17 protein-coding genes are annotated in these 23,054 nt (G+C 45.6%); 12 read left to right on the top strand and 5 right to left on the bottom strand.

Going from position 1 to position 23,054, the window contains the following annotated elements; translation table 11 throughout:
- Positions 1-10 precede the first annotated feature (10 nt).
- The gene (locus BUR09_RS12430; RefSeq protein ID WP_074217273.1) at positions 11-1,363 is read right to left on the bottom strand and encodes an FAD-dependent oxidoreductase; all 1,353 of its coding nucleotides are present in this window, start codon (positions 1,361-1,363) and stop codon (positions 11-13) included.
- A gap of 403 nt (positions 1,364-1,766) precedes the next feature.
- Here BUR09_RS12430 and BUR09_RS12425 point away from each other — a divergent pair, with 403 nt between their 5' ends.
- Positions 1,767-2,414 (top strand): GntR family transcriptional regulator, encoded by a 648-nt coding sequence (locus tag BUR09_RS12425; RefSeq protein WP_074217272.1) that lies wholly within the window; start codon positions 1,767-1,769, stop codon positions 2,412-2,414.
- Positions 2,415-2,654: 240 nt separating this feature from the next.
- Positions 2,655-4,283 carry an L-serine ammonia-lyase, iron-sulfur-dependent, subunit alpha gene (locus BUR09_RS12420; protein ID WP_074217271.1) on the top strand — a complete coding sequence of 543 codons (1,629 nt, stop codon included), beginning with the start codon at positions 2,655-2,657 and terminating at the stop codon, positions 4,281-4,283.
- A 227-nt stretch (positions 4,284-4,510) separates the two neighbouring features.
- Here the strand turns inward: BUR09_RS12420 and BUR09_RS12415 are convergent, their stop codons facing one another.
- Genes BUR09_RS12415 through BUR09_RS12405 form a run of 3 tightly spaced genes read right to left on the bottom strand, consistent with a single transcriptional unit; the run spans position 4,511 to position 7,407 of the window.
- The gene (locus BUR09_RS12415; RefSeq protein WP_074217270.1) at positions 4,511-5,989 is read right to left on the bottom strand and encodes a tripartite tricarboxylate transporter permease; all 1,479 of its coding nucleotides are present in this window, start codon (positions 5,987-5,989) and stop codon (positions 4,511-4,513) included.
- Between the two features lie 11 nt (positions 5,990-6,000).
- Entirely contained in the window at positions 6,001-6,459 is a 459-nt protein-coding gene (locus BUR09_RS12410) for a tripartite tricarboxylate transporter TctB family protein (RefSeq protein ID WP_074217269.1), read from the bottom strand.
- Positions 6,460-6,465: 6 nt separating this feature from the next.
- Entirely contained in the window at positions 6,466-7,407 is a 942-nt protein-coding gene (locus BUR09_RS12405; protein ID WP_084539473.1) for a tripartite tricarboxylate transporter substrate binding protein, read from the bottom strand.
- A 565-nt stretch (positions 7,408-7,972) separates the two neighbouring features.
- On the opposite strand from BUR09_RS12405, the gene BUR09_RS12400 reads away from it, so the two are divergent.
- The 9 genes from BUR09_RS12400 (at position 7,973) to BUR09_RS12360 (ending at position 21,357) form a co-directional block, all read left to right on the top strand.
- The gene (locus tag BUR09_RS12400) at positions 7,973-9,325 is read left to right on the top strand and encodes an ABC transporter substrate-binding protein (RefSeq protein WP_074217267.1); all 1,353 of its coding nucleotides are present in this window, start codon (positions 7,973-7,975) and stop codon (positions 9,323-9,325) included.
- Positions 9,325-11,721 carry an ATP-binding protein gene (locus tag BUR09_RS12395; protein WP_084539472.1) on the top strand — a complete coding sequence of 799 codons (2,397 nt, stop codon included), beginning with the start codon at positions 9,325-9,327 and terminating at the stop codon, positions 11,719-11,721. The genes BUR09_RS12400 and BUR09_RS12395 overlap by 1 nt, the downstream gene beginning before the upstream one ends.
- Before the next feature lie 2 nt (positions 11,722-11,723).
- Positions 11,724-13,073, top strand: a complete 1,350-nt coding sequence (locus BUR09_RS12390; RefSeq protein ID WP_074217265.1) for a sigma-54-dependent transcriptional regulator — start codon at positions 11,724-11,726, stop codon at positions 13,071-13,073.
- A 587-nt stretch (positions 13,074-13,660) separates the two neighbouring features.
- The gene (locus tag BUR09_RS12385) at positions 13,661-14,236 is read left to right on the top strand and encodes an ATP-dependent zinc protease family protein (protein WP_074217264.1); all 576 of its coding nucleotides are present in this window, start codon (positions 13,661-13,663) and stop codon (positions 14,234-14,236) included.
- Positions 14,237-14,292: 56 nt separating this feature from the next.
- Positions 14,293-15,858: an inactive transglutaminase family protein gene (locus tag BUR09_RS12380; protein WP_074217263.1), complete on the top strand. Its 1,566-nt coding sequence runs from the start codon at positions 14,293-14,295 to the stop codon at positions 15,856-15,858.
- Between the two features lie 3 nt (positions 15,859-15,861).
- The gene (locus BUR09_RS12375) at positions 15,862-16,803 is read left to right on the top strand and encodes an alpha-L-glutamate ligase-like protein (RefSeq protein ID WP_074217262.1); all 942 of its coding nucleotides are present in this window, start codon (positions 15,862-15,864) and stop codon (positions 16,801-16,803) included.
- A 1-nt stretch (position 16,804) separates the two neighbouring features.
- Positions 16,805-17,617 carry a hypothetical protein gene (locus BUR09_RS12370; protein ID WP_074217261.1) on the top strand — a complete coding sequence of 271 codons (813 nt, stop codon included), beginning with the start codon at positions 16,805-16,807 and terminating at the stop codon, positions 17,615-17,617.
- Positions 17,618-17,723: 106 nt separating this feature from the next.
- A complete protein-coding gene (locus BUR09_RS12365; protein WP_074217260.1) occupies positions 17,724-19,019 on the top strand; it encodes an amino acid permease in 1,296 nt (431 codons plus the stop codon).
- A 40-nt stretch (positions 19,020-19,059) separates the two neighbouring features.
- A complete protein-coding gene (locus tag BUR09_RS12360) occupies positions 19,060-21,357 on the top strand; it encodes an Orn/Lys/Arg family decarboxylase (protein WP_074217259.1) in 2,298 nt (765 codons plus the stop codon).
- Between the two features lie 51 nt (positions 21,358-21,408).
- On the opposite strand, the gene phnN is transcribed toward BUR09_RS12360, so the two are convergent.
- On the bottom strand, positions 21,409-21,990 hold the full coding sequence (gene phnN, locus BUR09_RS12355) for a phosphonate metabolism protein/1,5-bisphosphokinase (PRPP-forming) PhnN (protein ID WP_074217258.1): 582 nt from the start codon (positions 21,988-21,990) through the stop codon (positions 21,409-21,411).
- A gap of 310 nt (positions 21,991-22,300) precedes the next feature.
- Here phnN and BUR09_RS12350 point away from each other — a divergent pair, with 310 nt between their 5' ends.
- On the top strand, positions 22,301-23,050 hold the full coding sequence (locus BUR09_RS12350) for a GNAT family N-acetyltransferase (RefSeq protein ID WP_074217257.1): 750 nt from the start codon (positions 22,301-22,303) through the stop codon (positions 23,048-23,050).
- The last annotated feature ends 4 nt before the right edge of the window (positions 23,051-23,054 follow it).

Raw genomic sequence — 23,054 nt, 5'->3', positions numbered from 1 at the left:
GTTAAAATGTTTATAAAGAGCTTCCGTTCGCAATCATGCGATTACGAAGCTCGTTGATATCTATGTCTTTGTAGCTACAGCCCGCTTCAAATGCCAGTGCGGTGGCAACTGCTGCAGCATGACCGTATTCAAAACATTGGGCGGTAACGCGTGATGATGCCAGAGCTTCGTGTTCTGCACACAGTGAGCGACCCGCAACAATCACATTATGCAGTCCCTTTGGTACTAAGGTGGCATATGGGATTTCGTAGTAGTCGTTGATCAGCCAGTTTAACTTGGAAACCTCGCCTGCGTGAAGTTCAATAGGCCATGATGAACGAACGATGCCGTCTTTGCATTTTGTACAGCTAATAACGTGTTCATTGCTGAGCTGTTTTTCACCAACAATGGTGCGTGTCTGACGGACACCAACTTCCGGTGCCATATCAATAAGTTCAGAGTCCTTAAAAGCAGGGACATTGTCCTTGAAGAAACGATGATATTCTCTTGCAGCTCTGCGTCCTGATATCTCAGCATGAGTACGGTCTTCAGGATTGATTACGTTGAGCATCTCTCCTTTTTGACCGGCAAGCTGAGTGCAGTTCATCAGGAAGATAGAGTCTTGCGGGGTAGGGAAAATCCAGACGCGGTCACGAGGTGTATTGTAAGTTCCTTTTGTGTACGCCTCTGAGAGCTTTTGAGTACAGTCAGCAGGGCAGATGGTGTCTTTCCCGAAGTATTCATAGAATGCCAAAGTATCAACGTTGCTTACTCTGAACATCATGGTCGGGTTCTGAATGGCTCCATTGTCACCATATGTGTATTCTAACCCGCTTTTTGCAATCAGTGCTGCATCACCAGTGCAATCAATAAAAGCTTTGGCATTGATATATGAGTGACCGGCGCTGGATTCGATTCGGATGGCTGTGAGCTCATTTTCAGTTTTGCTTACTTCAGTCACAAGCGTGTGGAAGAGTACAGAAACATTGGCTTCTTCCAGCAAATCGTCCGCAGCTTCACGCCAGCAGAATGGATCAAAAGTGAGAACATGGGTGTTCCCGTAAATTTGTGGTTCAGTCAGGCCGCCTTTTTTAGAGAGGCGCTGTTTGAATTCTTCTGCGAACCCGAAAACAATCTGTTTGGATTCTTTGTTTTCAATGTCATCCTGCGCCAGATAGAGACCGCAGATAGTGCCTGAAAGTCCTGAAACTGCTGCGCCTCCACAGAATCCATTTTTTTCAATAAGTAATGTTTTGAGTCCCTGTCTGCCGCAAACTGTTGCAGCAGCAACGCCAGCTGGGCCGGCACCGCAGACAACAACATCTACTTCTTTTAGGACAGGGGTAGCGTGTGAAGAGATCGCTTTTTCATTCCAGAGTTTCAAAGGACGCTCCTTTAGTATATCTATTTTATCCTTGATTTGTTGGGATAATCTACGAACTTTGTGTCAATTTGTCGTTCGCTATGTCTTCCTGATATGTCAGTTCTTAGAATGTAGCAATAAAAATTTAAAAAAAGATATAAGAAATTCATATTCAGGCCTCAAGAGTGGTGATTTGTGGGCACAATAGGTGCTCTAAAGAGTGTTTTTGTTGAGCTGATATGTTAGTTCTTTTGCGAGGAGGGAGTGGGTGCTTTTGTAGGTGTTTGTTTTATTTGTTTGATATTGGGTGGTTGTGTTTTGATTGAGAGTAAGGGCATTGTTTGATATATCAGTGGTTGAAAAGAAGAGGTTGAAGATGCCTTTCTTGTATATCAATAAAAAATGGCGAAGAGTGAATTAAGGAATGATGAAAAATAAATCCCAATCTGAATTTGCACGTCTTGAAATTGAACGAAAGCTTGTTTTCGGAGAATTGGATGCTTCTAAGCTCTATTCAGAAAATAAGTTGGCGTCGTTGCTAAACTTAGGACGTACACCTGTGCGTGAGGCTTTGCTGAAGCTTGAGTATGACAACATGCTTAAGGTTCATCCGAGAAAGGGGATTGAGTTTTTACCTATTACCCCTGAGCAGCAGATTCAGATGCTGGAAGTCCGCAGGCAGATTGAACCAATATGTCTTCGTTTTGCTATTCTGCGTGGCACAGCTCAGCAAAAATCCGCAATGCTGGCGCTGGGCGATAAGATCGTAGCTTGTTCGGAGGAAGGTGACGAAGAGGGGATTCTTCAATGTTTGCAGGATATCCATACACTCGTCGCAGACTCTACAGGAAATCCCTACTTCCATAATACAATGGAGCAGGTTCAGAGCCTTTCCAGACGGTTTTGGTTTGCCAATAAAGAAGAGTCTGATAACTTGAAGGGCAGCCTGATTCACCGTGGAATTATGCGTGCAGTAGCATTTGGTGATGAAGAAAAAGCTATTCAAGGTTCCCATGAATTGATGGCTCACCTTACGGAAGCAGCATTTAGAAAAATTACTAAGAAGTCGTAGGGGGGACTGATATGTCAGTGTGAAGATGCAGGTCTTCCTTACATCGAGTTGAAATAAAGACTCCCGCAATACGTTGCGGGAGTCTTTTTGGTGTAAGCCCACCAGCCTATATCTCCTAAAGAAAATATAACCTCTTACTAGGGAATATTGTACACTGGTTGTTGCTACAACTAACTTGAATTTGATTAAGTTGGTTTCAGGTATAACGTATGGGATGTTAACGCAGCGTGAGGAAGTAATATGGCAAAATTACCATCTAGCATTTTTAATGATGTGATTGGTCCGGTCATGGTTGGACCGTCCAGTTCTCATACCGCCGGTCCTGCCCGTATTGGGTTCCTTGCGGGGCAATTAGGTGACGGTAAGCTCTCACGTGTGAAGATGACATTTGAAACGAATGGTTCCTTTGCCATGACATATAAGGGGCAGAAGTCCGATCAAGGCTTGGCCGCAGGGTTGATGGGAATGCCTCCGCATGATTCGCGCTTGTCAGATGCACTTTCGCTTATCAAGTCAGAAGGTATTGAGGTGAGCTTTGAGGTGAAAGATTTTGACGCCAGCCATCCCAACACGGTGTTATTGGAGATAGTGGATGAGCATGGAGGAACCGTTTCAGCAAGTGGTTTGTCAGTCGGCGGAGGCTGCATTGAACTGAATGAAATAAACGGGTGCTCCGTGTCATTGACCGGGGATTACTTCGAACTTGTCATCATGCAGTCAGGCGGCAATCTTTCCGCTCTTGAGGGGCTGTGTGCCGATGTAGAAGCGTTGCTACGTGAGGCAGATGTTGCCGTTCACGGTCATAGTGTCAGTGATAATGGGAATAGCGGGGCATGGCAGGGCGTTATTGTCATCCACACACGCCAGCAGATTTCAGAAGAGTTGTTGGAAAAAGTAAGGCTCCGTTGCGGCGGCACCGGTGTGCGCCTCATTGCTCCTGTAATGCCTGTTCTGGCTTCTTCGGATTGCAAGGTTCCGTTCACCCGCGCTGCAGAAATGCTCAAATGGTGTGTAGAGCATGATACGCCGTTATGGAAAGTTGCTGCATTGTATGAAGCAGCTCGTGGTGGTTTGAGTGTCGCTGAAGTTTTGGAGATGATGGAACGAATAATTCGGGCGATGGAAGAGTCTGTCAGGATCGGTATGATTGGTGATTTTACCATGAAGGGGTTTCTGACGCCTTCTGCCTGGAGGCTTCGTGATGCCGTGATGGATGAAAAATTTATTCCGAGTGGCATGTTGGACATGGCTACAGTGATGTCTGTTACTGAGCTTAATGCGGCGATGGGGTGCGTGGTGGCAGCACCAACAGCGGGGTCATGCGGAGTACTTCCTGCTGCCGTTTTCAGCATGCTTGATCAGCTTGATATACCGCAAGATGCCAGAGTGGAAACAGCGGCAAAGGCAATGCTTGTTGCGGGACTTATTGGCGTGTTTATTAATGAACAGGCAACCTTTGCGGCAGAGGTCTGTGGCTGTCAGGCAGAATGTGGTTCGGCAGCCAGTATGGCTGCAGCTGCACTTGTGGAACTGGCTGGAGGCTCACCAGAAGCAGCTTGTAATGCAGCAGCCTTTGCTATGCAAAACTCTTTGGGACTCATTTGTGATCCTGTGGCAGAGCAGGTGGAGGTGCCGTGTATCAGTCGTAACGTAGCAGCTGTCAGTAACGCTGTTACGGCTGCAAACCTCGCGATGTTTGGATTTCGTGGCACATTACCTCTTGATGAAGTCATTGGCGCCATGTGGGAAGTGGGAAATATGTTGCCGGATGCGTTGCGTTGTACGGGGAAGGGCGGCTTATGTATGACCCCATCAGGTGTCAGGCTTAAGGAAGAGGTTGATAAAAGAAGATTTGGATCTGAAGAGTAGGGGCAATCAGACGTGCTATGAGAATGACACGAAGAAAAAGTGCCTAATGTGTTGTTGCTCTGTATGTGACAAGATTTTTGGTGATTACCTGCCAATAGTAAAAAACCCCTGCATCGTGTGATGCAGGGGGCAAGTCAGAGTGTGCACTCTAGCCGATATATATCTCTGCCGTCTTGTAGGGGGCAACAGCAGGGTGCTTCGTTTAGAAGGACTAGCAGTGAGGCGTATTACGCTGACTTCATACGGTGCTTTTTGAAGATGTTGACTAGTGGTGGCACAAGCAACAGGAAGGTGATGAACCACAGTGCGAGAGCTTGCGGGCTTTCGAAGAAGATAGCTGCGCTGCCTCTGCTCATGATGAGTGCCTGTGCAAAGCCTGTTTCGGCAATTGGTCCAAGGATAAGACCAAGGATGAGTGCTCCAAGGGAGAAGCCGGTTTTGTGCAGAACCACAGCTCCAAGTCCGAAGAGCAAACACAGGAATACATCAAGAACACTGTTGTTCATGGAGTAAGAGCCCAGAACTGAGAACAGGCACACAACAGGAATCAGCAGCTCAGTAGGAGTGAGAGAGATTCTTGCAAAGTACGGTGCCATGTACAGTCCCAGAATTAAGAAAATAATGTTGGCAAGGAAGAGTGAGAAGATGAAGGCGTAGGTCATGGAACCATAGGTGGTGAACAGTTCCGGTCCTGGAATGAGACCATGAACCAGCAAGCCGCCAAGCAAAGCCGCAGCAACACTGTTGCCCGGAATGCCGAGAGTAAGAGTTGGAACCAGAGAACCGCCTACACAACCGTTGTTACCTGCTTCAGCCGCTGCAATACCTTCCGGATTACCATTACCGAACAGCTCAGGCTTCTTAGAACGGCGTCTTGCAATGTTGTAGGAAAGAAACGCAGCAATGGTTGCACCTTCACCAGGGAGAATGCCTACAAGAGTACCGGTAAGGGAACCCATGCTGATGAATTTGAAAATTCCTTTTGGAAGCGGCTCGCGCTTGATCTCGGTAACGAGTGCAGAGTCGTCCACAACACTTTTTTTACCGGTGAGTGAAAGCATCTGTGAAATGGAGAACATACCGATAAGTACCGGCATAAATGCGACACCGTCGTATAAGTCTGTAAGACCTGCTGTGTAACGAAGCATACCGGAGATAGGATCAGTACCTACAACCGCGATGATCAAACCGAGCACGCCTGAGATCAGAGATTTGATCAGGCCGGTTTTTTCGTCTGCCATGGAAACAAGACCGGCAAGTCCGAGGATGGCAAGCAGGAAGTATTCTGGCGGACCGAATGTGAGTGCAAACTGGGCGAGTAGTGGAGCCAGAATTAACAGAATGAATGTTGAAAACACGCCGCCGACGCAGCTGGAAATAACAGAAACCTTAAGCGCAAGACCAGCACGACCCTGCTGTGTCATTGGGTAGCCTTCAAGCGCGGTTGCAACTGCTGCCGGAGTACCCGGTGTGCGCAGCAGAATTGCAGGAATTGATCCGCCGTACATAGCGCCGCAATATACCCCGCCCATAAGAACAAGCCCGATGAGTGGATCTAGAGTAAAGGTTACAGGGATGAGCAAAGCAACAGCCATGGTTGCAGTCAGTCCCGGCATACCACCGATGATAACACCGGACACAGTGCCGAGAAGAACAGCAAGCAATGGCATAGGTGCCATAAGGGAAGAAATAGATTCTAAGATCATACGATGTATCCTTAACCGAATAAGCTACTTGTCGGGAGGAAAACTCCAAGCAATTTTTCAAAAACGAGGTAGACGAAAAGCAGAATACTTACAGTCGTAAGAGTTATTGAAACTGGTTTTCGTGCTCCAAGCAGAAACATTGTTGTTGGCAGAAAAATTGCTGATGCCAGATAGAATCCTAAGAATTCAAATGAGGCAGCGTAGATGAATAAGAGGATGCATAATCCCCAGAATCGCCGAGGAGCGTCAGCCATATTAAGTGGCGCTTTCTGACCATTCTCTTTTTTGTTTTTAGAGGAAAAAAACAGTTCAAACAGGCACAGAATGCCAAGGCAGATCGCGAGAAAGCGAACATATGCGGCTGTCGATCCCTGAACGAATTTCGGGTACGCTGCGGTGCTGTTGTAAAGCAGCACCGCAAGTACCAAAAATCCGCCGAGAAGCAGTAACTCAGCAAATCTTTTTGTCATATTTTATTACCAAGGGTTCTTGTCGTAGAAAGACTGGGTTTCAACCTGAAGACCTTCAAGGTATGCACGGTAGTCTTCGCCGGACATTGGGAGACGGCTGTATACGTTCTTTTTGCAGTCTGCGATGAAGTTAGGGTCGCTGTTAACTTTAGCAAGAAGGTCGTCGAGTTTTGCAAGAATGTCTTTGTCGATGCCAGCAGGAGCAACAAAACCGCGGGTTGCAGTCATGTTAACATCGTAACCCTGTTCAGCAGCAGTCTTTACGTCAGGAAGAACGTCGGAACGCTCTTTGTTAAGAAGAGCAATAACGCGAGCGGTGCCAGCTTTGTGCTGAGCCTGCATCTGAGAAAGGTTCATGATGCTTGCGTCAGCGTGGTTACCAAGAATCAGAGCTTTCTGTTCGGTAGAACCTTTTGTAGGAAGAAGGTTGAAGCTAACGTCTGCTTTGTTTTCAAATTTCTTAGCAGCGATAAAGTCGTCGGAACCGATGCCGTTAACAGCAACAGTCAGTGCGTTTTCTTTTGCTGCTTTAATGAAGCCTGCAAGGTCGGTGATAGGGCTTTCTTTAGGAACTGCAATGAGAAGTGGATCGTCTACAGCGTTACCCATAACATGGAAGCTGTCGAGGGTGTAGCGAGCACGCTTGGAAACAATGTGGGATACAATCTGAGTGGTGAAAACAAGGCCGATGGTGTGGCCGTCGTTTTTAGCACGTGCGATTGCTTCAAAACCTTTCTGTCCACCGGAGCCTGGAATGTTCTGAACTACAAAGTTTGCACCGTTCCAGTACTTTTTCGCAGCATTAATAAAAATACGTGCAGTAGTATCAGTTGAGCCACCAGCTTTAGATGGAACAATAATAGTGATTGGTTTGCTTGGGTATTCGGCCATAGCATACATAGGGAAGGCAAAAACAAGTGCCATGAGTAATGCTAAAAGTTTTTTCATCACATACTCCGTACGTTGTGTGCGGTGGTTGACCGCCGGTTGACGATTACAGCCGGAAATCCATCAGCCGGCAGCATCGTATTTGTACAAAAAAAAAGAGCGGTATTTGGTGCTCCTCCTCTTCCTACCGTGACAATATTTTCACGGTACTGCGTTCCGCATAACAAATTGTGTGCCAGTAATGCGAAATGCTTTAGTGGTCTGACTTTGTTGTACATATAGAAAACGGTTACGTTTTTTGAGAGTGTTTTTATGGGTCGCTTTTGACACGTCTTGTTCCTAAATGACTCATTGTTGGCGTGGGTAATATGCGTGGGGGTGTTGGTTAATGTTAGAGGATTGTATCGGAACAAGTGTGGCGTATTGTTTTTAAAGTCTGGGCGTGAAGGGCGTTCTTAATAGGAAGCAAGGGCAGATTCTTGACCCTCTGTACAAATGCTTTTATAGTTTGGCACGCTTGCCATATTGTATTCATTTTTTGAGTTTTATTAAGTGGTTACACGTAACATGCTCTAAAGCAGGTACACTATTTCTTCTGGCATGCGGTACTGTCTGGAGGTTCTTAATGTACGTTGGCTTCGTAAGGGCTGTTCGATATTTTTGCTGGTGCGTGTTTGGAGTCACTGTTGCTCTTCTTCTTTGCGGAGGATCAGTCTCTGCAGCAAACGCTTCTCAGCACTCCCGTTTGCAAATAATTACTTCGTATCCTCCCAATTTCTACGAACCGTTTGTTAAGCGGTTTCAAGATCTCCATCCTGAAATAGCTGTTTCTATACTTAATAAAAAAACGACGTCAGCCGTGGCTGAATTGCTACGGGGGAATGCCCGTAACTTTGATGTATTCTGGGCATCTTCACCGGACGCGTTTGAGATTTTAAAACAGGGGCAGATGCTGAGGCGCACAGAGCGTGATCGGCAGTATAAGGCCGTGGATGTAAACGGGGCGTCCGTGGATGATCCTGACGGTTACTTTTACGGTTTTGCGTTATCTGCTGTGGGGTGGATGTGGAATCAGTCCTACTTGGATAATGAGGAAATCGCAGCTCCGAAGTGTTGGGAAGATATAGTAGATTCAAAATATTATAGTCATGTTGTTATGACTAGTCCTTCTCGCTCAGGCACTACCCACCTGATTGTAGAAAGTATTTTGCAAAAGATGGGATGGGAGAAAGGCTGGGCATACCTGCTGCGCATATCCGGTAACCTTGTGACACTTTCTGCCCGTAGCTTCAGCGTGACAGAAGGAGTACGGGGCGGACTGTATGGCGTAGGGCTTGTGATTGATATTCTTGGGCGTGCGCCGGATGCGGATAATCTCAGATTCCGGTACGGCGAGCCTGCTCTGATTGCTCCGGCAGGAATTGGGGCGTTAGAAAACGGCAGTAACTCTGCTGAGGCTGAACTGTTTATTGACTTTATGTTGTCGCCTGAGGGGCAGGCGATTCTGCTTAACCCGCAGATACATCGCTTGCCTGTTGCCTTGCAAGTGTATGACAGTGGCAAACCTACGCATTCTCAACTGCTTAAGATGATTAAGGAAGGCAACTCTAAGCGATATGATGTCTACCTGTCGCAGTTGCGGTATAATCTTGTGAATCATCTTTTTGAGGAATTCATTACATATAAATTGCTTGAGCGACGTCAGCTTTGGAAGCGCATGCTGTCTCTCGAACGTCAGCATGGCGCTGATGACCTTGCTTTTGCCATGGTAAAGAAAGAGTTCTACAGGTTGCTCAGTGAAGTACCTGTTACCGAAGAACAGAGCCGGAATCCTGTTTATAATACTATTTTTTCCAATTCGTTTAATGGAACGCCCAAAAGCTCTGATCAACAGCAGCAGATTTTGCAATGGCAGCAGTTTATTGAAGAGCGGTTCACAAAAGCTAATGAACTGTTGGATACAGCACAAAGAAAGTAATGATGCCATCGTTTTTTACCAAAATAGGCATTTGGGAACGCTTGCTTCTCGCGTTTAGTACCATTGCGGCTATTACTGTATTATCGGTACTGACGGCATTGTTTCTTCTGGAAAGTTCCAGCGATATTTTCGCAACCATTACAGAAAAAAACTTGCCGGAATTAGCACAGGTTGCTGATGTGGCTGAGACAAGTGGACAGATTATTGCGATTGCTCCAAACCTTGCCTCTGCTCCGGATGAAGACACACAAAAGAAAATCCGTGCTGATTTGGATGTGCTTTTGCGGCAATTCAGTGCTGAAGTGAATCTTCTTGGGTCTACGAATCCGCAACTTCGTCGAGAGATAGATGACTTGCTGGTACATTTGAATGACAACTTGTTTTCATTACAACTTGTTGTTGCAGACCGCTTGCGGGAGGAAAGACGCCTGCAAAAGCACATGGAGCGTCTCCGCTGGCTCTATTCCGACATGCTTGAAGAGATTGAACCGCTTAGTCAGGATTTAAACTATAATTTTGATGCAGACATTGACCGTATTCGAGGCGCAGTCGGGCAGGGTGAGAAAAATATTGCTGTGGCCAGACTGCGTTCCAACCGAATGTTTAAGAAGATTGTTGACCGCATCGGCAGCAGCGGTGATCTGTTAGTGAGTTTGCTTTTGCAGGCTTCATCAGCACAGACTGTTGCCCATGTCGATAACTTAGCTGCCCTTGCCAGTGACACGATTGCTTCATTACGATTAAACTTGGAGCATTTTTCCGAAGAGGCGAGTGCCCTTACCTTGCATCAGGTGTTTTCTGAAGTGCTTTCCAGAGCGGAAGGAGCAGACGGCGTTTTTGCTCTAAAAAAACGCATTCTCGCAAACAATCTTAAAGGGCAGGAGATCCTTACCGAGAACACCATAATTGTCGGGCAGCTACGTTCGGCAATCAGGAAAATTGTTACTCGCACGCAGGATGAGGCCCTTAGCGCTGCTGCAGTTACCAAAGATAAGCTGGAACATGCTCGATGGGCACAGCTTGGACTTGTATTTTTCAGTCTGATTATTGCTTCCTGTGTACTGTGGTTTTATGTGCGCGGCAGCATTGTTGCACGACTTAATGCCTTGGCAACAAGCATGCAGGCGATTGCCGGAGGTGATCTGAAATATGCTGTTCCTGAAGCTGGTGATGATGAAATCGGTAAGATGGCTGGCGCATTACGCGTTTTTCGTGACACTGCTCAGGAAGTGGAAGAGGCAAATGCACAGGCTATCATCGATAACGCTGCGGTGGGGCTTGTTATAGCCGATCCTGATGGAGTTATTCGCTTTTTCAATACAATGGCTCTTAGTCTGTTTGATTCAGAGCCGCATGAGATGATCGGGCAGCAGCTTTTTTCCTTTGTTACTGAGCCGGAACGACAGGCATTCAGCGATGCATGTTCTCTTGTATTTTTCAGTAAGGATTATTCGCAAGTTGTTGCCTTATATTGTGGCGTTAAGCGTGATGGTTCCGAGTTCCCTATGGAAGCGGTTATCCGTCCTGTTCAGCAGCGTGCACAGCGTAATTTGCTGATTACGCTTCATGATGTAACAGAGCGTGAAGAGGCGCAAGAGCTGTTGCGGAAGAGGGTACGGCAGAAAACAGACCATTTGAGCCGTATCAACGTGAAGCTCAGGCAGGAAGTGCGAGAACGCCGCAGGGTACAGGATGAGCTTGTTCAGGCTGGAAAGCTTGCAGCACTCGGACAGCTTTCCGCTGGTATTGCGCATGAGCTTAATCAGCCGTTGTCGGCAATCAGGTATTACCTGCATAATGCCCGCTTGCTTATAGAACGTGGGAAGCTTGATCTACATCAGGAAAATATTGAGAAGATAGACGAACTAAGCGCTAGAATGGCGGGGATGATTAACCACCTGAAGAAGTTTGCCCGTCTCCCTTCAAATAAGCTGCATCCGGTGGATGTGGTTCCGGTTATTGAACAGTCTTTGGCGTTGCTTAAATCACGCATTAAAGAAGATGAGATTGAAATAGAGCGTCGGTATGACGATGCGCCTCATGTCATCAGCGCAGAAGATATCCGGCTTGAACAGGTGCTGGTGAATATTATCGGTAATGCCATCGATGCTATCGGTCTGCAGAATGATGGAGAGCGTAAGATTGCTGTTGATGTCACTGATGCAGAAGAGAATGTCTGTATTGAAATTGTCGATACAGGTCCCGGAATTCCACCGGAAGTTAAAGAATCAATTTTTGACCCGTTCTATACGACCAAAGAAGTCGGTAAGGGATTAGGGCTTGGCCTTTCAATTTCCTATAACATTGTGAAGGACATGAGGGGAGAAATCAATGCTGTGAATGCCGAAAATGGCGGCACTAAGTTTGTTCTCTCATTTCAAAAAGCAGTTGGATAATTATGACCACCATTGGTGAAATTTATTTAGTCGATGATGAACCCATGATTCGGCAGGCTTGCCAGCAGACCTTTGAGCTTGAAGGATATACCATAAAAACCTTCAGCTCTGCGGAAGAGGTGTTGCCGCACATTACTCCGGATTGGCTCGGTGTGGTCATCAGCGATGTGAAAATGCCCGGGATGGATGGACTGACACTTCTGAACCGCATTACGGAAATTGCGCCAGAGTTGCCAGTTGTCATGCTTACAGGACATGGCGATGTTCCAATGGCGCTAGAGGCAATTCGTTCCGGTGCGTATGATTTTCTCGAAAAGCCTGCACCGCCGGAGTATCTTATTGAGGTTGCCAAGCGCGCGTTGGAATCCCGTCGCCTTTGTCTTGAAAACCGTAATTTGAAGGAGCGCCTTGCTGTTGATCTTGATCTGGAATCACGCCTTCTCGGATCGTCACCACAAATTACGCAATTGCGCCAGACCGTAAGTTCCTTGGCGTCGATTGATGTTGATGTCCTTATTCTTGGAGAAACAGGTGTAGGCAAAGAGCTTACTGCCCGTTCCTTGCATGATTGCGGGAACCGTCATGGCGGAAAATTTGTTCCGCTGAACTGCTGTGCTATTCCGGAAAGTCTGGTTGAGAGTGAGTTGTTCGGGCATGAACGCGGGGCGTTTACAAACGCTTCAAGTCGGCGCATCGGTAAGATCGAATTGGCTCAAGGGGGCACTCTTTTTCTGGATGAAGTAGAGTCCATGCCGCTTGATATTCAGGTAAAACTGCTGCGTGCATTGCAGGAACGAGTCATTGAGCGTGTGGGAAGTAACCAGCTTATACCTGTCGATTTCAGAGTTGTTGCTGCTTCCAAAGTTGATCTGCGTGAGGCCGTGAGTAACGGCACGTTCCGTGAGGACTTGTTTTTTCGTCTTAATGTGGCACGCATTAATGTTCCGCCTCTTCGCGACAGGGCAGGAGACGTTATGGAACTGCTTCATTACTTTATGGCTGTTATGGCGGAACGCTTTAGCAGACCGGTGCCGGACGTTGATCCTGAGATGAGCAGCCGTCTTCAGCAATATTCTTGGCCGGGGAATGTCCGTGAGCTGCGCAATGTTGCCCAGCAGCTGGTTCTTGGTTTGCCGCTTGATTTGTCTGGTGAAGGAAATGTTGATTCCTGCGATGTTTTGCCTGCTGGATGTACTGTGCTTGACGACCTCGTGGAGAACTATGAAAAGCAGCTTATTGTTGACGCATTGGAGCGCAACGAGGGGAAGATAGAAAAGACAGCGTCTGATCTTGGAATCCCGCGTAAGCGTTTGTATTTGCGAATGCGAAAATATGGTTTGCGAAAAGAGTAAGATAACAAAGAGCGCCTTTATCGTTTGGATGGAGGCGTTTTTATTTTCACGAAGTTGGCAGTTAAGTTTATGAGATCAACAGGGTGGGGGATGATCATGCTATGCGGCTCTCTGCGTGATTAGATATCTATGCTAATTCTCAAGAAATATGTATTAATTATATTGAATTGCTAAGCAGAGATATAAAAATGTACTTCTGCGAACTAGCTGATGGAGATATTGTTGTCCTGTCAAAGCAAAATAGATATTTTTGTCTATGTATTGAAGGGGATGTCAGGAGTAGAAAATGTGGGTGTTCCGAAACGATGCAAGGCGCTAGAGAGCAGCTTTTGCGGGTGAGATCGTTAAAGTGTTCAAAAAAGCCAATAACACCTGTTGGTTGATGTGCAACATTTGTTGTACAATTCTGTAATTTATTGATGATAGGAGCAATGTTTGACGAAAAGTGTAGCAACGAGTATCTAGCGATACATGCGCATCTCGAGTTGCTTATTGTATTTTTCTCAATCATTATGGAAAAAAAGAGAAACCATACTGTAGGTTAACGCAGTTTAGTGTGACACAGTGATTTTATATAGGACACAATTATGTACTATGCATGGTGCTTAGCTCTTTTGCTAATATTCAACACCACAGTTTCCCTTGCGCAGTCCCAACAGCCCGTCTCCACCCCGACTTCTACTCAAGTATATGTTCAGACTGTGGCGTCTGCCGCTAATGCTCCAGCTATAAAGGATAAGCTGGTAGCAGGATATATTGAAAAGGCTGCCGTCAGTATTTGTGGGCAGACTCATCCTATTGAAGTTGATGCGAAACTGGATACCGGTGCGGACAGCACTTCTTTTCATGCTACTGACATTTTTATTGATAAAAAAAAGAAGACGGTAACTTTTACCAGCATTGACGGTAATGGTGACTCCCAGCGTATAACTTGCCAATATATAAGAACTGTCAGAGTTAAAAAGCGTCCATCTGGGTATGATGAACGCCCTGTAATTAAGGCACAAATTCATATTGCGTCGAAGGTGTTTGATGCAGAAATTAATCTGACTGACAGGACTCATTTTTCTTACAAACTTCTTGTCGGACGTAAGGACTTGCGAAAAGGGTTTCTTATTGATTCTTCGCAAAAATATAGGCTCGGTAAGCCTGATTCCCCTTAGCTCGTCACTCCTTTCAGTTTCTATTTGCTAACTATTCTTTTTCTTCGGACTGATAGATGAATAAACTCCAGTTAAAGCTGCTTGTCGGCATTTTGTTGGCAGTCGGGCTTGGCGTATTTAGTTACAAAGTTTTTGTTTTAGGATTTCCGTTAGTTCCTTCAGAAAAAACATCTGTATGGAATGTTGAAGCACACGTTGCTTTTGACGGAGAAAAAAAGCCAGTAAAGGTTGTCCTTCAAACGCTTAACCGTGTTTCAGGATTTGCTGTTACAGATGAATATTTTATTGGTGCTGGTTACGGTCGTCAGCGCGTAAGTCAGAGAATTACAGACAGGCAGTTGACCAATGACGCATATGATCAGAACTCTGTTGTTATCTGGTCGAAGCGTCTTGCAGATGGAAAGCAGGATCTCATTTATTCTGCTGTGCTGCGTCCTGAATCTGGGGGCGAGCTGCCTATGTGGAGCCCGCCGCAGGAAATTCCGCAGCTTCGCGATCCGCAGTTCTCCGAGGCTGAAACTGTCGCTGCTGATGCTCTTCTTTCCAAAATTGGTAAGGAATCTGCTGACATTGAATCTTTTGTTCCGTTGCTTATGCAGGCATTACAGCATCCGGAAAAGGACTCTAATGCAGCTTACTTACTTCGCGACGCAGCAAGCAGCCGCGGTGTTGTAAACATGGCTGTTCGTCTGTTGCACCTTTCAGGTATCCCGGCGCAATCAGTACACGGTATTACCCTTGGAACTTCCAGTGATGCAGGCATCACGCATTGGCTTGAGCTGTATCAGAATGATTCATGGCATATGTTCAATGTGGCAAAGGGCGTGTTTAGTACTCCGGTAAACTTTGTTCCTTGGTGGCGTGGTGATGCTCCATTGGCAGAGTTGAAGGGTGGTAAGAACCTGCAGGTTTCTCTTTCTGTGGTTCCTGATGCTATTGATGCCATGAAAAACGTTGTGGATCGTATCTCTGCAACTCATCCGACATTTTTTGATTACTCCCTGTTTAGCCTTCCGGTGCAGGCTCAGGCTACGTACAGGGTAATTCTCCTTATCCCTATTGGTGCCATCCTTTTGGTATTCCTTCGAAATGTTATCGGGTTCAGCACCTTTGGTACCTTTATGCCAGTGCTGATTGCTCTTTCTTTCAGGGAAACTCAGTTGCTGTGGGGGGTAAGCCTGTTCTCCGTGGTGATTATTCTTGGTCTTGGTGTGCGACTGTATCTGGAGCACCTGAAGTTGCTTCTTGTGCCGCGTCTTGCCTGTGTTTTGATTACCGTAGTTCTGCTTATGGCAGGAATCAGTGTGGTCTGTTTTAAACTTGGTATCCCGCGCGGTGTTTCTGTAAGCCTGTTCCCGATGGTTATTTTGAGTATGACTATCGAACGCATCTCTGTGATGTGGGATGAACTGGGGGCAGTTAAAGCTATTCAGCAGGCAGTCGGATCTATGGCTGTTGCTGTGCTTGCATACCTCGTTATGACAGATAGTTATGTAGAGCATTTGTTCTTTGTTTTTCCTGAACTTTTCTTAGTGCTGCTGGCGCTTACCGTTATGATGGGTCGATACACAGGGTATCGTCTGATGGATTTGGTTCGATTCCGCACGTTTATTCGGGAGTAAGCCATGTTCGGTTGGTTTAAGAACTTAAAAGAGCATGGTATTGTGGGCATGAATGCCCGTAATGCTGCATACGTGCTGCCTAACAACCCCCGTAGACTGTATCCTTTGGTGGACGATAAAGAGACCACCAAACGCCTTACGCTTGATGCTGGATTGAATGTTCCGGAACTGTACGGAGTATTCCGTGCGCAGCATGAATTAAAGAAGTTACCTGAGTTGCTGGAAAAGCATGATTCGTTTGTTGTGAAACCTGCACGCGGTGCAGGCGGTAACGGTATTCTCGTCATCAACGGTAAGCTTGGTTCCCATTTCCTGAAGCCTGATGACTCTTTTATTACAAGAGACGAGATTCATTTCCATATCTCGAATATTCTGAGCGGGATGTACAGTCTTGGTGGTATGCCGGATAAGGCGCTGGTTGAATACTGCGTTAAGTTTGATCCTGTTTTTAAGGGGATAGCATATCAAGGTGTTCCTGATATACGTATCATTGTATACAAGGGGGTTCCGGTTATGGCGATGCTGCGGCTTCCAACCCGTGAGTCTGACGGGAAAGCGAACCTGCATCAGGGGGCTATGGGCTGTGGTATTGATATACGTACCGGTAAGACAACCCATGCGGTATGGAAGAACGATAACCATGAGATGCATCCAGATACGTTGTTGCCTATCAGCGATGTTCAGATTCCAGGATGGGAAGAATTGTTGCGGCAGGCATCATTAGGGTATTCAGTAACCGGACTTGGGTATCTTGGTGTGGACATTGTGCTTGATAAAGATCTTGGGCCGTTGATTCTGGAATTAAATGCTCGACCGGGGCTGGCGATTCAAGTTGCAAACAAAACCGGTCTGCAAAGCAGACTAGATAGTGTTGAAGAGATTCATCATCTTTTGCAGTCCGAAAAACAGCGGGTAGAGTATGCAATGGACAACTTTGGCGTATAACATGAGAAAGCCGTTTTTAACTGCACTGGTGTGTATTGCATGTGCTTTTTTTGTTGCAGGGTGTGCTAAGTATCAGCTGGTAAAAGTAGTACCTGAAGACGATTCTACGCAAAAAACATCGACTTCGGCATTGGCTGTTGATGAAGTAAAAATTGACATTGATTTAGCAAGGATGCCGAAAAAAAGCCGTATCCGCAAAATTAATACGCAGACTATGAAAATCGGTGCACGTAAAACTGTCGTTACAGGCGGTGATATACTGCGTGTACTTAAATACAATGAAGAAGTTCTCGAATTGCCTAAGATGAGCGCTTCAAAAGATTTTACTATTACACTTAATAGCCCTGCGGCCTCTGCATCAGATATAGAAAGTACAATCTTTGGTTACTCTAATGTTACCTATGAGGTGTTATCTTCGGCCAAAGGAGATGATGTACTGCTGCTTGACAGAGTATTTGCTGTACCTGAAAAAACAGGCCGTCTTTCCGGTGACTTTTATATGCCGACTGATATTCCGCAGGTATACAAGAATGTTTCCGCAACGGTAAAACCTGCTGACGTTTCTTTTAAGAGCATTAAAAGAAACAAGGTTATTGCTGCCTCCGAGACACACTATGTCATCAAGTTTGTGAAGAAAGACGGCATGTCTGTGTTGTTTGAAGTGCGAACTCTTAAGGGAGGTAGCAGGCCGCGCGTGATAAGTCGTGAGCCAGTTTCCATACCTCTCGGCACACCGATTATTACAATTAAAGGTCATCAATTTAAGGTGCATACCATTACACCTGATTTTATTGATATTGAACGTTTGAGCTAGCAGCGTATAGCGCCTTTAGCGTGATTTAGAAATAAAGGATGTAAATTTCGTGGTGCCGTAGAATTAAAAGTCTATAGAATGACTTTTAATTTAAAAAGGGCGCGCCATGGAAGCATCCAAACACAAGCTTGGTCTTGTCGGAGCAACGTTTTTTATTGTTGCCAGTCTTGCAGGGAGCGGCGTGATCGCTTTACCGCAGCAGCTGGCGGCTATTGGATCAATAACGTTGCTCTCTTTTTTGCTGGTAACGGCAGGGGCGTTGTGCCTTACGCTAGTGTATGTACGGGCAGGGGCAATGTTTGATGATCCCAGCCCCACAGGATTGTCCGCATATGTGAACCCAATTTTGGGGGCTAAAAGCGGACTGTTCTATGTCTATTCAAACCTCATCTCCAATGTTTCAATACTTATAGCCGGACTCGGCTACGTTACTTACTTTGTTCCCTCACTAAATCATCCTATGATATTGGGTGTTGTCGTAATCATCCTCATTTGGGTGTTTACACTGCTCTCATTACGCGGAGCAAAGCTTGTTACACTTCTTGTCTCCTGTTCCGTGACAGTCCTTTTGCTCTCTGTGTTTCTTACAGCTTCATTTGGTTGGCTTTCATTTGATGTTCACCTGTTTGAGCAGAACTGGAATGTAACCAACCTGCCTCCGGGCAAGGCTGTTCTTTCTGGTTTTGCTGTGCTGTTGTTCTCCTATATGGGCGTCGAAGCTGTCGCGAACAACTATGAGCTAGTGAATAATCCAAAACGGAATGTGCCCATAGCCACAATAGTCGGGTTCATCGTAGTAGCTATTCTGTACATTGTTTCTACAACAGTGATTGAGGGAATGTTCACAGCAAAGGTCATTCATAACCAGCCAGCCTCCTTTTCTCTTTCTATAGCTCACATTTTCGGTTCCAAACTGCTTGGTCAGATTTCTTCAATTGTTATGGCTGTTGCTTGTCTTTCCAGCTTCCTTGTCTGGAACCTTTCTGTCGTCAGCGCTGCAAAAACAAGTGCAGATAACGGCTTCTTACCTAAAATATATTCCTACACCAATAAGTACAATGTCGGGAGCCGCGGGTTGTTGGTAAACGCCGCTCTTATGACAGTTGTTGAACTTTGCCTTATGTTTTTGGGCAGCAATATTGCTGTGGCATTTAATCTTACTGTCACCATCTCCGTTTTACTCGTCCTGTTTCCATACTTCTGGTCCGGCATTGCCTTAATCAAAAAAGGATTTGAGACAGGCAAACATTCCTATTTCGATATCACCATCGTGACGCTTTCTTCCGTGTTCATATTGTCTGCGTTTGAGTCAGCAAACTTTGCAGAACTGTGGCTTGTTATCACCTGCGTGATGGTCGCGCTTGCAGTCTATTCGTTGGTATTTGCTGCAAAATCAAAATAACTGTGGATACATATCCGTTGTTGAACAACAGGAGCGTTGAATGAAATTGACAAAAGAAGATTGGCCGATACTGATTGTATCCAGCCTGTTTGATGTGAATAATGACACCGGGAATAGAATACGCGAGTTAGAACAGGCGTTGGTTTCAGAACAAAAATGTAGCGTCATTCGTGCATACTGTTATGAAGATGCAGCGAATATAGTGCATAGCCGTGCAGACTTGGGGGCAATTGTTATAGATTGGGATATCAGGAGTGAAAGAGAGGGGAATTGCGGTGGGCCAGAGGGCTTGCTTAAAGAAATTAGAACTCGGAATAAGCATATTCCAGTTTGTTTACTGACAGACAGGGAAACTCAGGACAGCATTTCGACAGAACTATTGGCAATGCTTGATGAGTTGTTGTGGAAGCACTCGGATACTGTAGATTTTCTGTCTGGAAGGATTGAGACTCTGTTGCTTGCCTATATCAAGCGTGTTAACCCTGCGTTTTTTTCATCCTTAGTGTTGTATGCAGAAGCATATAAGTACGCATGGCATACTCCGGGGCACATGGGCGGCGAAGGTTTTTTAAAAAGTCCTGCCGGTGTCGGAATGTATAAGTTCTTCGGTGAGAATGTCTTTCGTTCCGACCTTTCTATTTCTGTTCCAGAGCTTGGTTCCTTGCTCGATCATAGCGGAGTGGTAGGTGATGCGGAGAATAACTCAGCAAAAGTTTTTGGCGCAGATATTACCTTCTATGTGCTGAACGGGACATCAAATGCTAATCAGATTATCTGGCGTTCTCAGGCAGTGCGTGATGATGTAGCAGTTGTTGACCGTAACTGTCACAAGTCACTTAACTATTCCATGGTTATTACGGATATTTACCCGATATACATGCAGCCACGCAGAAATCATCTTGGTATTATCGGCCCGTGCAGGCTTACAGAGTTTAGTAAAGACACAATCCGGAATAATATTAAGAAGAGCAAGATTATTCCTGATGCGAAAAAAAAGGCTATTCCAGTTATGTCGGCACTGACCAACTCCACATACGACGGAATGTGCTATAACGTTTGCACCATTAAAGAGCAGCTGGAAAAGAACGTTAAGAATATGCATTTTGATGAAGCATGGTATGCTTACGCAAAGTTCCATCCTATCTACAAAGATCATTTCGGCATGGCAGAAACGCCGCATAAACATCATCCACCAATCTTTTGTTCACAGTCCACGCACAAGCTCCTTACGGCCTTTTCTCAATCCTCTATGCTGCATGTGAAACACGGCAGCCATGTGCCAATTGATAAGATGGAAATGAACGAATCGTACATGATGCACGGTTCTACATCACCTCAATACAGCATGATAGCTTCATTGGATGTCGCAACAAAGATAATGGAAGACAGCGGCGAAGTTATTCTTACAGACTGTATACGTGATGCGGTGATTTTAAGGCAGAAAATAGCCCGCATGGCGGCAGAAATGAAAGGTGAAGGAAGTTGGTTCTTCTCGATGTGGCAACCGGAACAGGTAGAGTTTGAGCACTCCTTGGTTCCATTTACAAAAGTTCCGGTAAGCTATTTGAGTGCAACTCAGGACCCTTGGGTACTGGATGCAAAAAACAACTGGCATGGCTTTGATGATATTGAAGACAATTACGTTATGCTTGACCCTATAAAGCTCACAATTACCACACCCGGGTTGAATCAGGATGGTACGTATCAAAAGTCCGGTATACCGGCCATGATCGTAACAGATTATCTGATTCGACATGGAATTGTGTGTGAGAAAACAGATTACTATTCATTCCTGCTACTCAATTCAATTGGTACTACCAAAGCTAAACAGGGCACTTTGTTGACAGCATTGCTTAAATTCAAAGAGTGTTACGATGCCAATACTCCGCTGAGCGAGGTGTTCCCTGATCTTGTGAAGCAGTATCCGCATGTGTATAAGAGCTTGGGATTGCGGGAACATTGTGATGCTATTCATGCTTACTACAAGGAGCATAACTTACTTGGTAAGATGCACGACGCGTTCGAGATTATTCCGCATCAAGTAATGAAGCCGTCTGATGCATATCAGGAAGTGGTAAAAAGGAATGTTGAATACGTGGCACTGAAGGATCTGCATGACCGTGTGGCAGCTGTTATGCTTGTACCGTATCCTCCGGGGATTCCGATTCTTATGGGTGGTGAGGTTGTGGACAGTGCTGCTCAGCCGATTCTAGATTACCTGAAGACACGTGAAGCTTTTGAGAACCGTTTTCCGGGATATGAAAGTGATATTCATGGGGTGGAACGGTTTGAAAAAGGCGGCAAACAGTACTTTAAAACACTTTGTGTAAAGGCTTAGCAACGTAGCCTCTCAAAGTGTATTTGTAAGGAATAAGAAAACTCCCCCGAGCTAGGTGTGTCGGGGGAGTTTTTTATTGCAGATGATGGCTTCCAGTTGGTTGACGGCGGATTCAATTGTTGAATCATTCATAATCACTACGGTCTTCTTTCCGCAGCGGGAATTGCTGGTGCATGTGGTGTTTAATTCCGCATTCTGCTGGAGACGTTGCATGATTTCTGCTTCTGTCTCGCGCTTTCGTTTGTAGAGGCGTTCTTTGATAGTGTCTTCCGGCGCGGTAATAAGTATTGGCTGTAAATCAGGATACAGTTCGCAAGCTTGTTGAAGGTAGGCGCGTGATCCGTTGATGACGACTGAAATGCCTCGTTGCAGCCAGTAATTTATTTCTATGCCGATGCCGTAGTCCCTGTTGTGGCTGTGCCAGTGTAGCGAAAAGCTGTTCGCAAACAGATACTTTTTAAATTCTTTTTTTGAAAGTGCCACGTGGTTTTCACCAGTAGCGGAAGCAGGACGGGTAATGTAGCGGTGTGCAATAATTACCGGTTTATCTTCCAGACGGGAACGAAGGGCATTGAGGAGTGCATCTTTTCCTGCACCTGAAGGGCCCATAAGATAAAATAGTGTGCCTGCCATGATTACGCCTTCTTGTTGCCAGTTAACGGGATGCGGGTATGTTCTACAAACGGTGTTTTCCTGTCCGGCTGCATATAGATATACATTTTTTGTATGATGCCATGTTTTCATCTTAGTATGAAATTCATAAATAGTCAGGTCGTCACGCACTGTCTGATATGTTCACTTTGTCATGGTAAGTGTAACTATCAGTGTTAGATGAAAGGATTGCAGGTTCTAAGCTTGATTTCCTCTGTGATATTCTATTATATCAATATATTAAATGTCGAGTTGGGGGCGTAATGAACGTTGTATCTGACGAGGAGATGGTATGGAATCGATTGTCACACTTACAGCAGAAAATATAGATGATGAACATATTTGTTGTGCCATAGCTGACAAGAAATGTGCGCAGGGATATCAGGCAAAAAAGGATTGGTTGGCAACGCAGTTTCCAAACGGATATGTTTTTAAAAAAGGGGATGTGCGCGGTAAAGTTTTTATAGAATATGTACCGGCTGAACACGCATGGGTGCCTGTTGATGCTCCTAACTATCTGTTGATTAATTGCTTCTGGGTATCCGGAAAGTATAAAGGCAAGGGAAACGGCAAGAAGCTGTTTGAAGAATGTATGGCGGACGCAAAAGGCAAGGATGGGGTGATTGTTGTTACTGGCAAAACAAAGCAACCCTTTATGTCAGATAAGCGTTTTTTTAAAAAGCAGGGCTTCGAGTTGCTGGACGTTGCACCACCATACTTTGAACTGTGGGGAAAACGTTTTTCAGAAGGTAGCCCTGTGCCTGCATTTAAGGAATCGGCAAAAACGGGTGAGTGTTCAGTTAGAGACGGATTGGCTGTGTTCTACACAAACGCTTGTCCGTTTACTGAATATTATGTTGAAGATCTGGTTCGTGTGGCAACAGCACGTGGTAAGAATATTACGGTTACAAAATTTACATCCAAAGAAGAAGCGCAAGCGCATTGTGTGCCGTACACAAATTACACTGTGTTCAATGATGGAAAGTTTGTCACACAACGGATTCTCTCTGAGAAAGAGTTCGATAAGGTTTTTGGTACATAAGCCA

Origin of the sequence: Halodesulfovibrio marinisediminis DSM 17456 (assembly GCF_900129975.1) — a bacterium.
Classification (GTDB): Bacteria; Desulfobacterota; Desulfovibrionia; order Desulfovibrionales; family Desulfovibrionaceae; genus Halodesulfovibrio; species Halodesulfovibrio marinisediminis.
The sequence above is the reverse complement of the archived record's forward strand: the minus strand, read 5'-3'. Positions and strand labels throughout refer to the sequence as shown.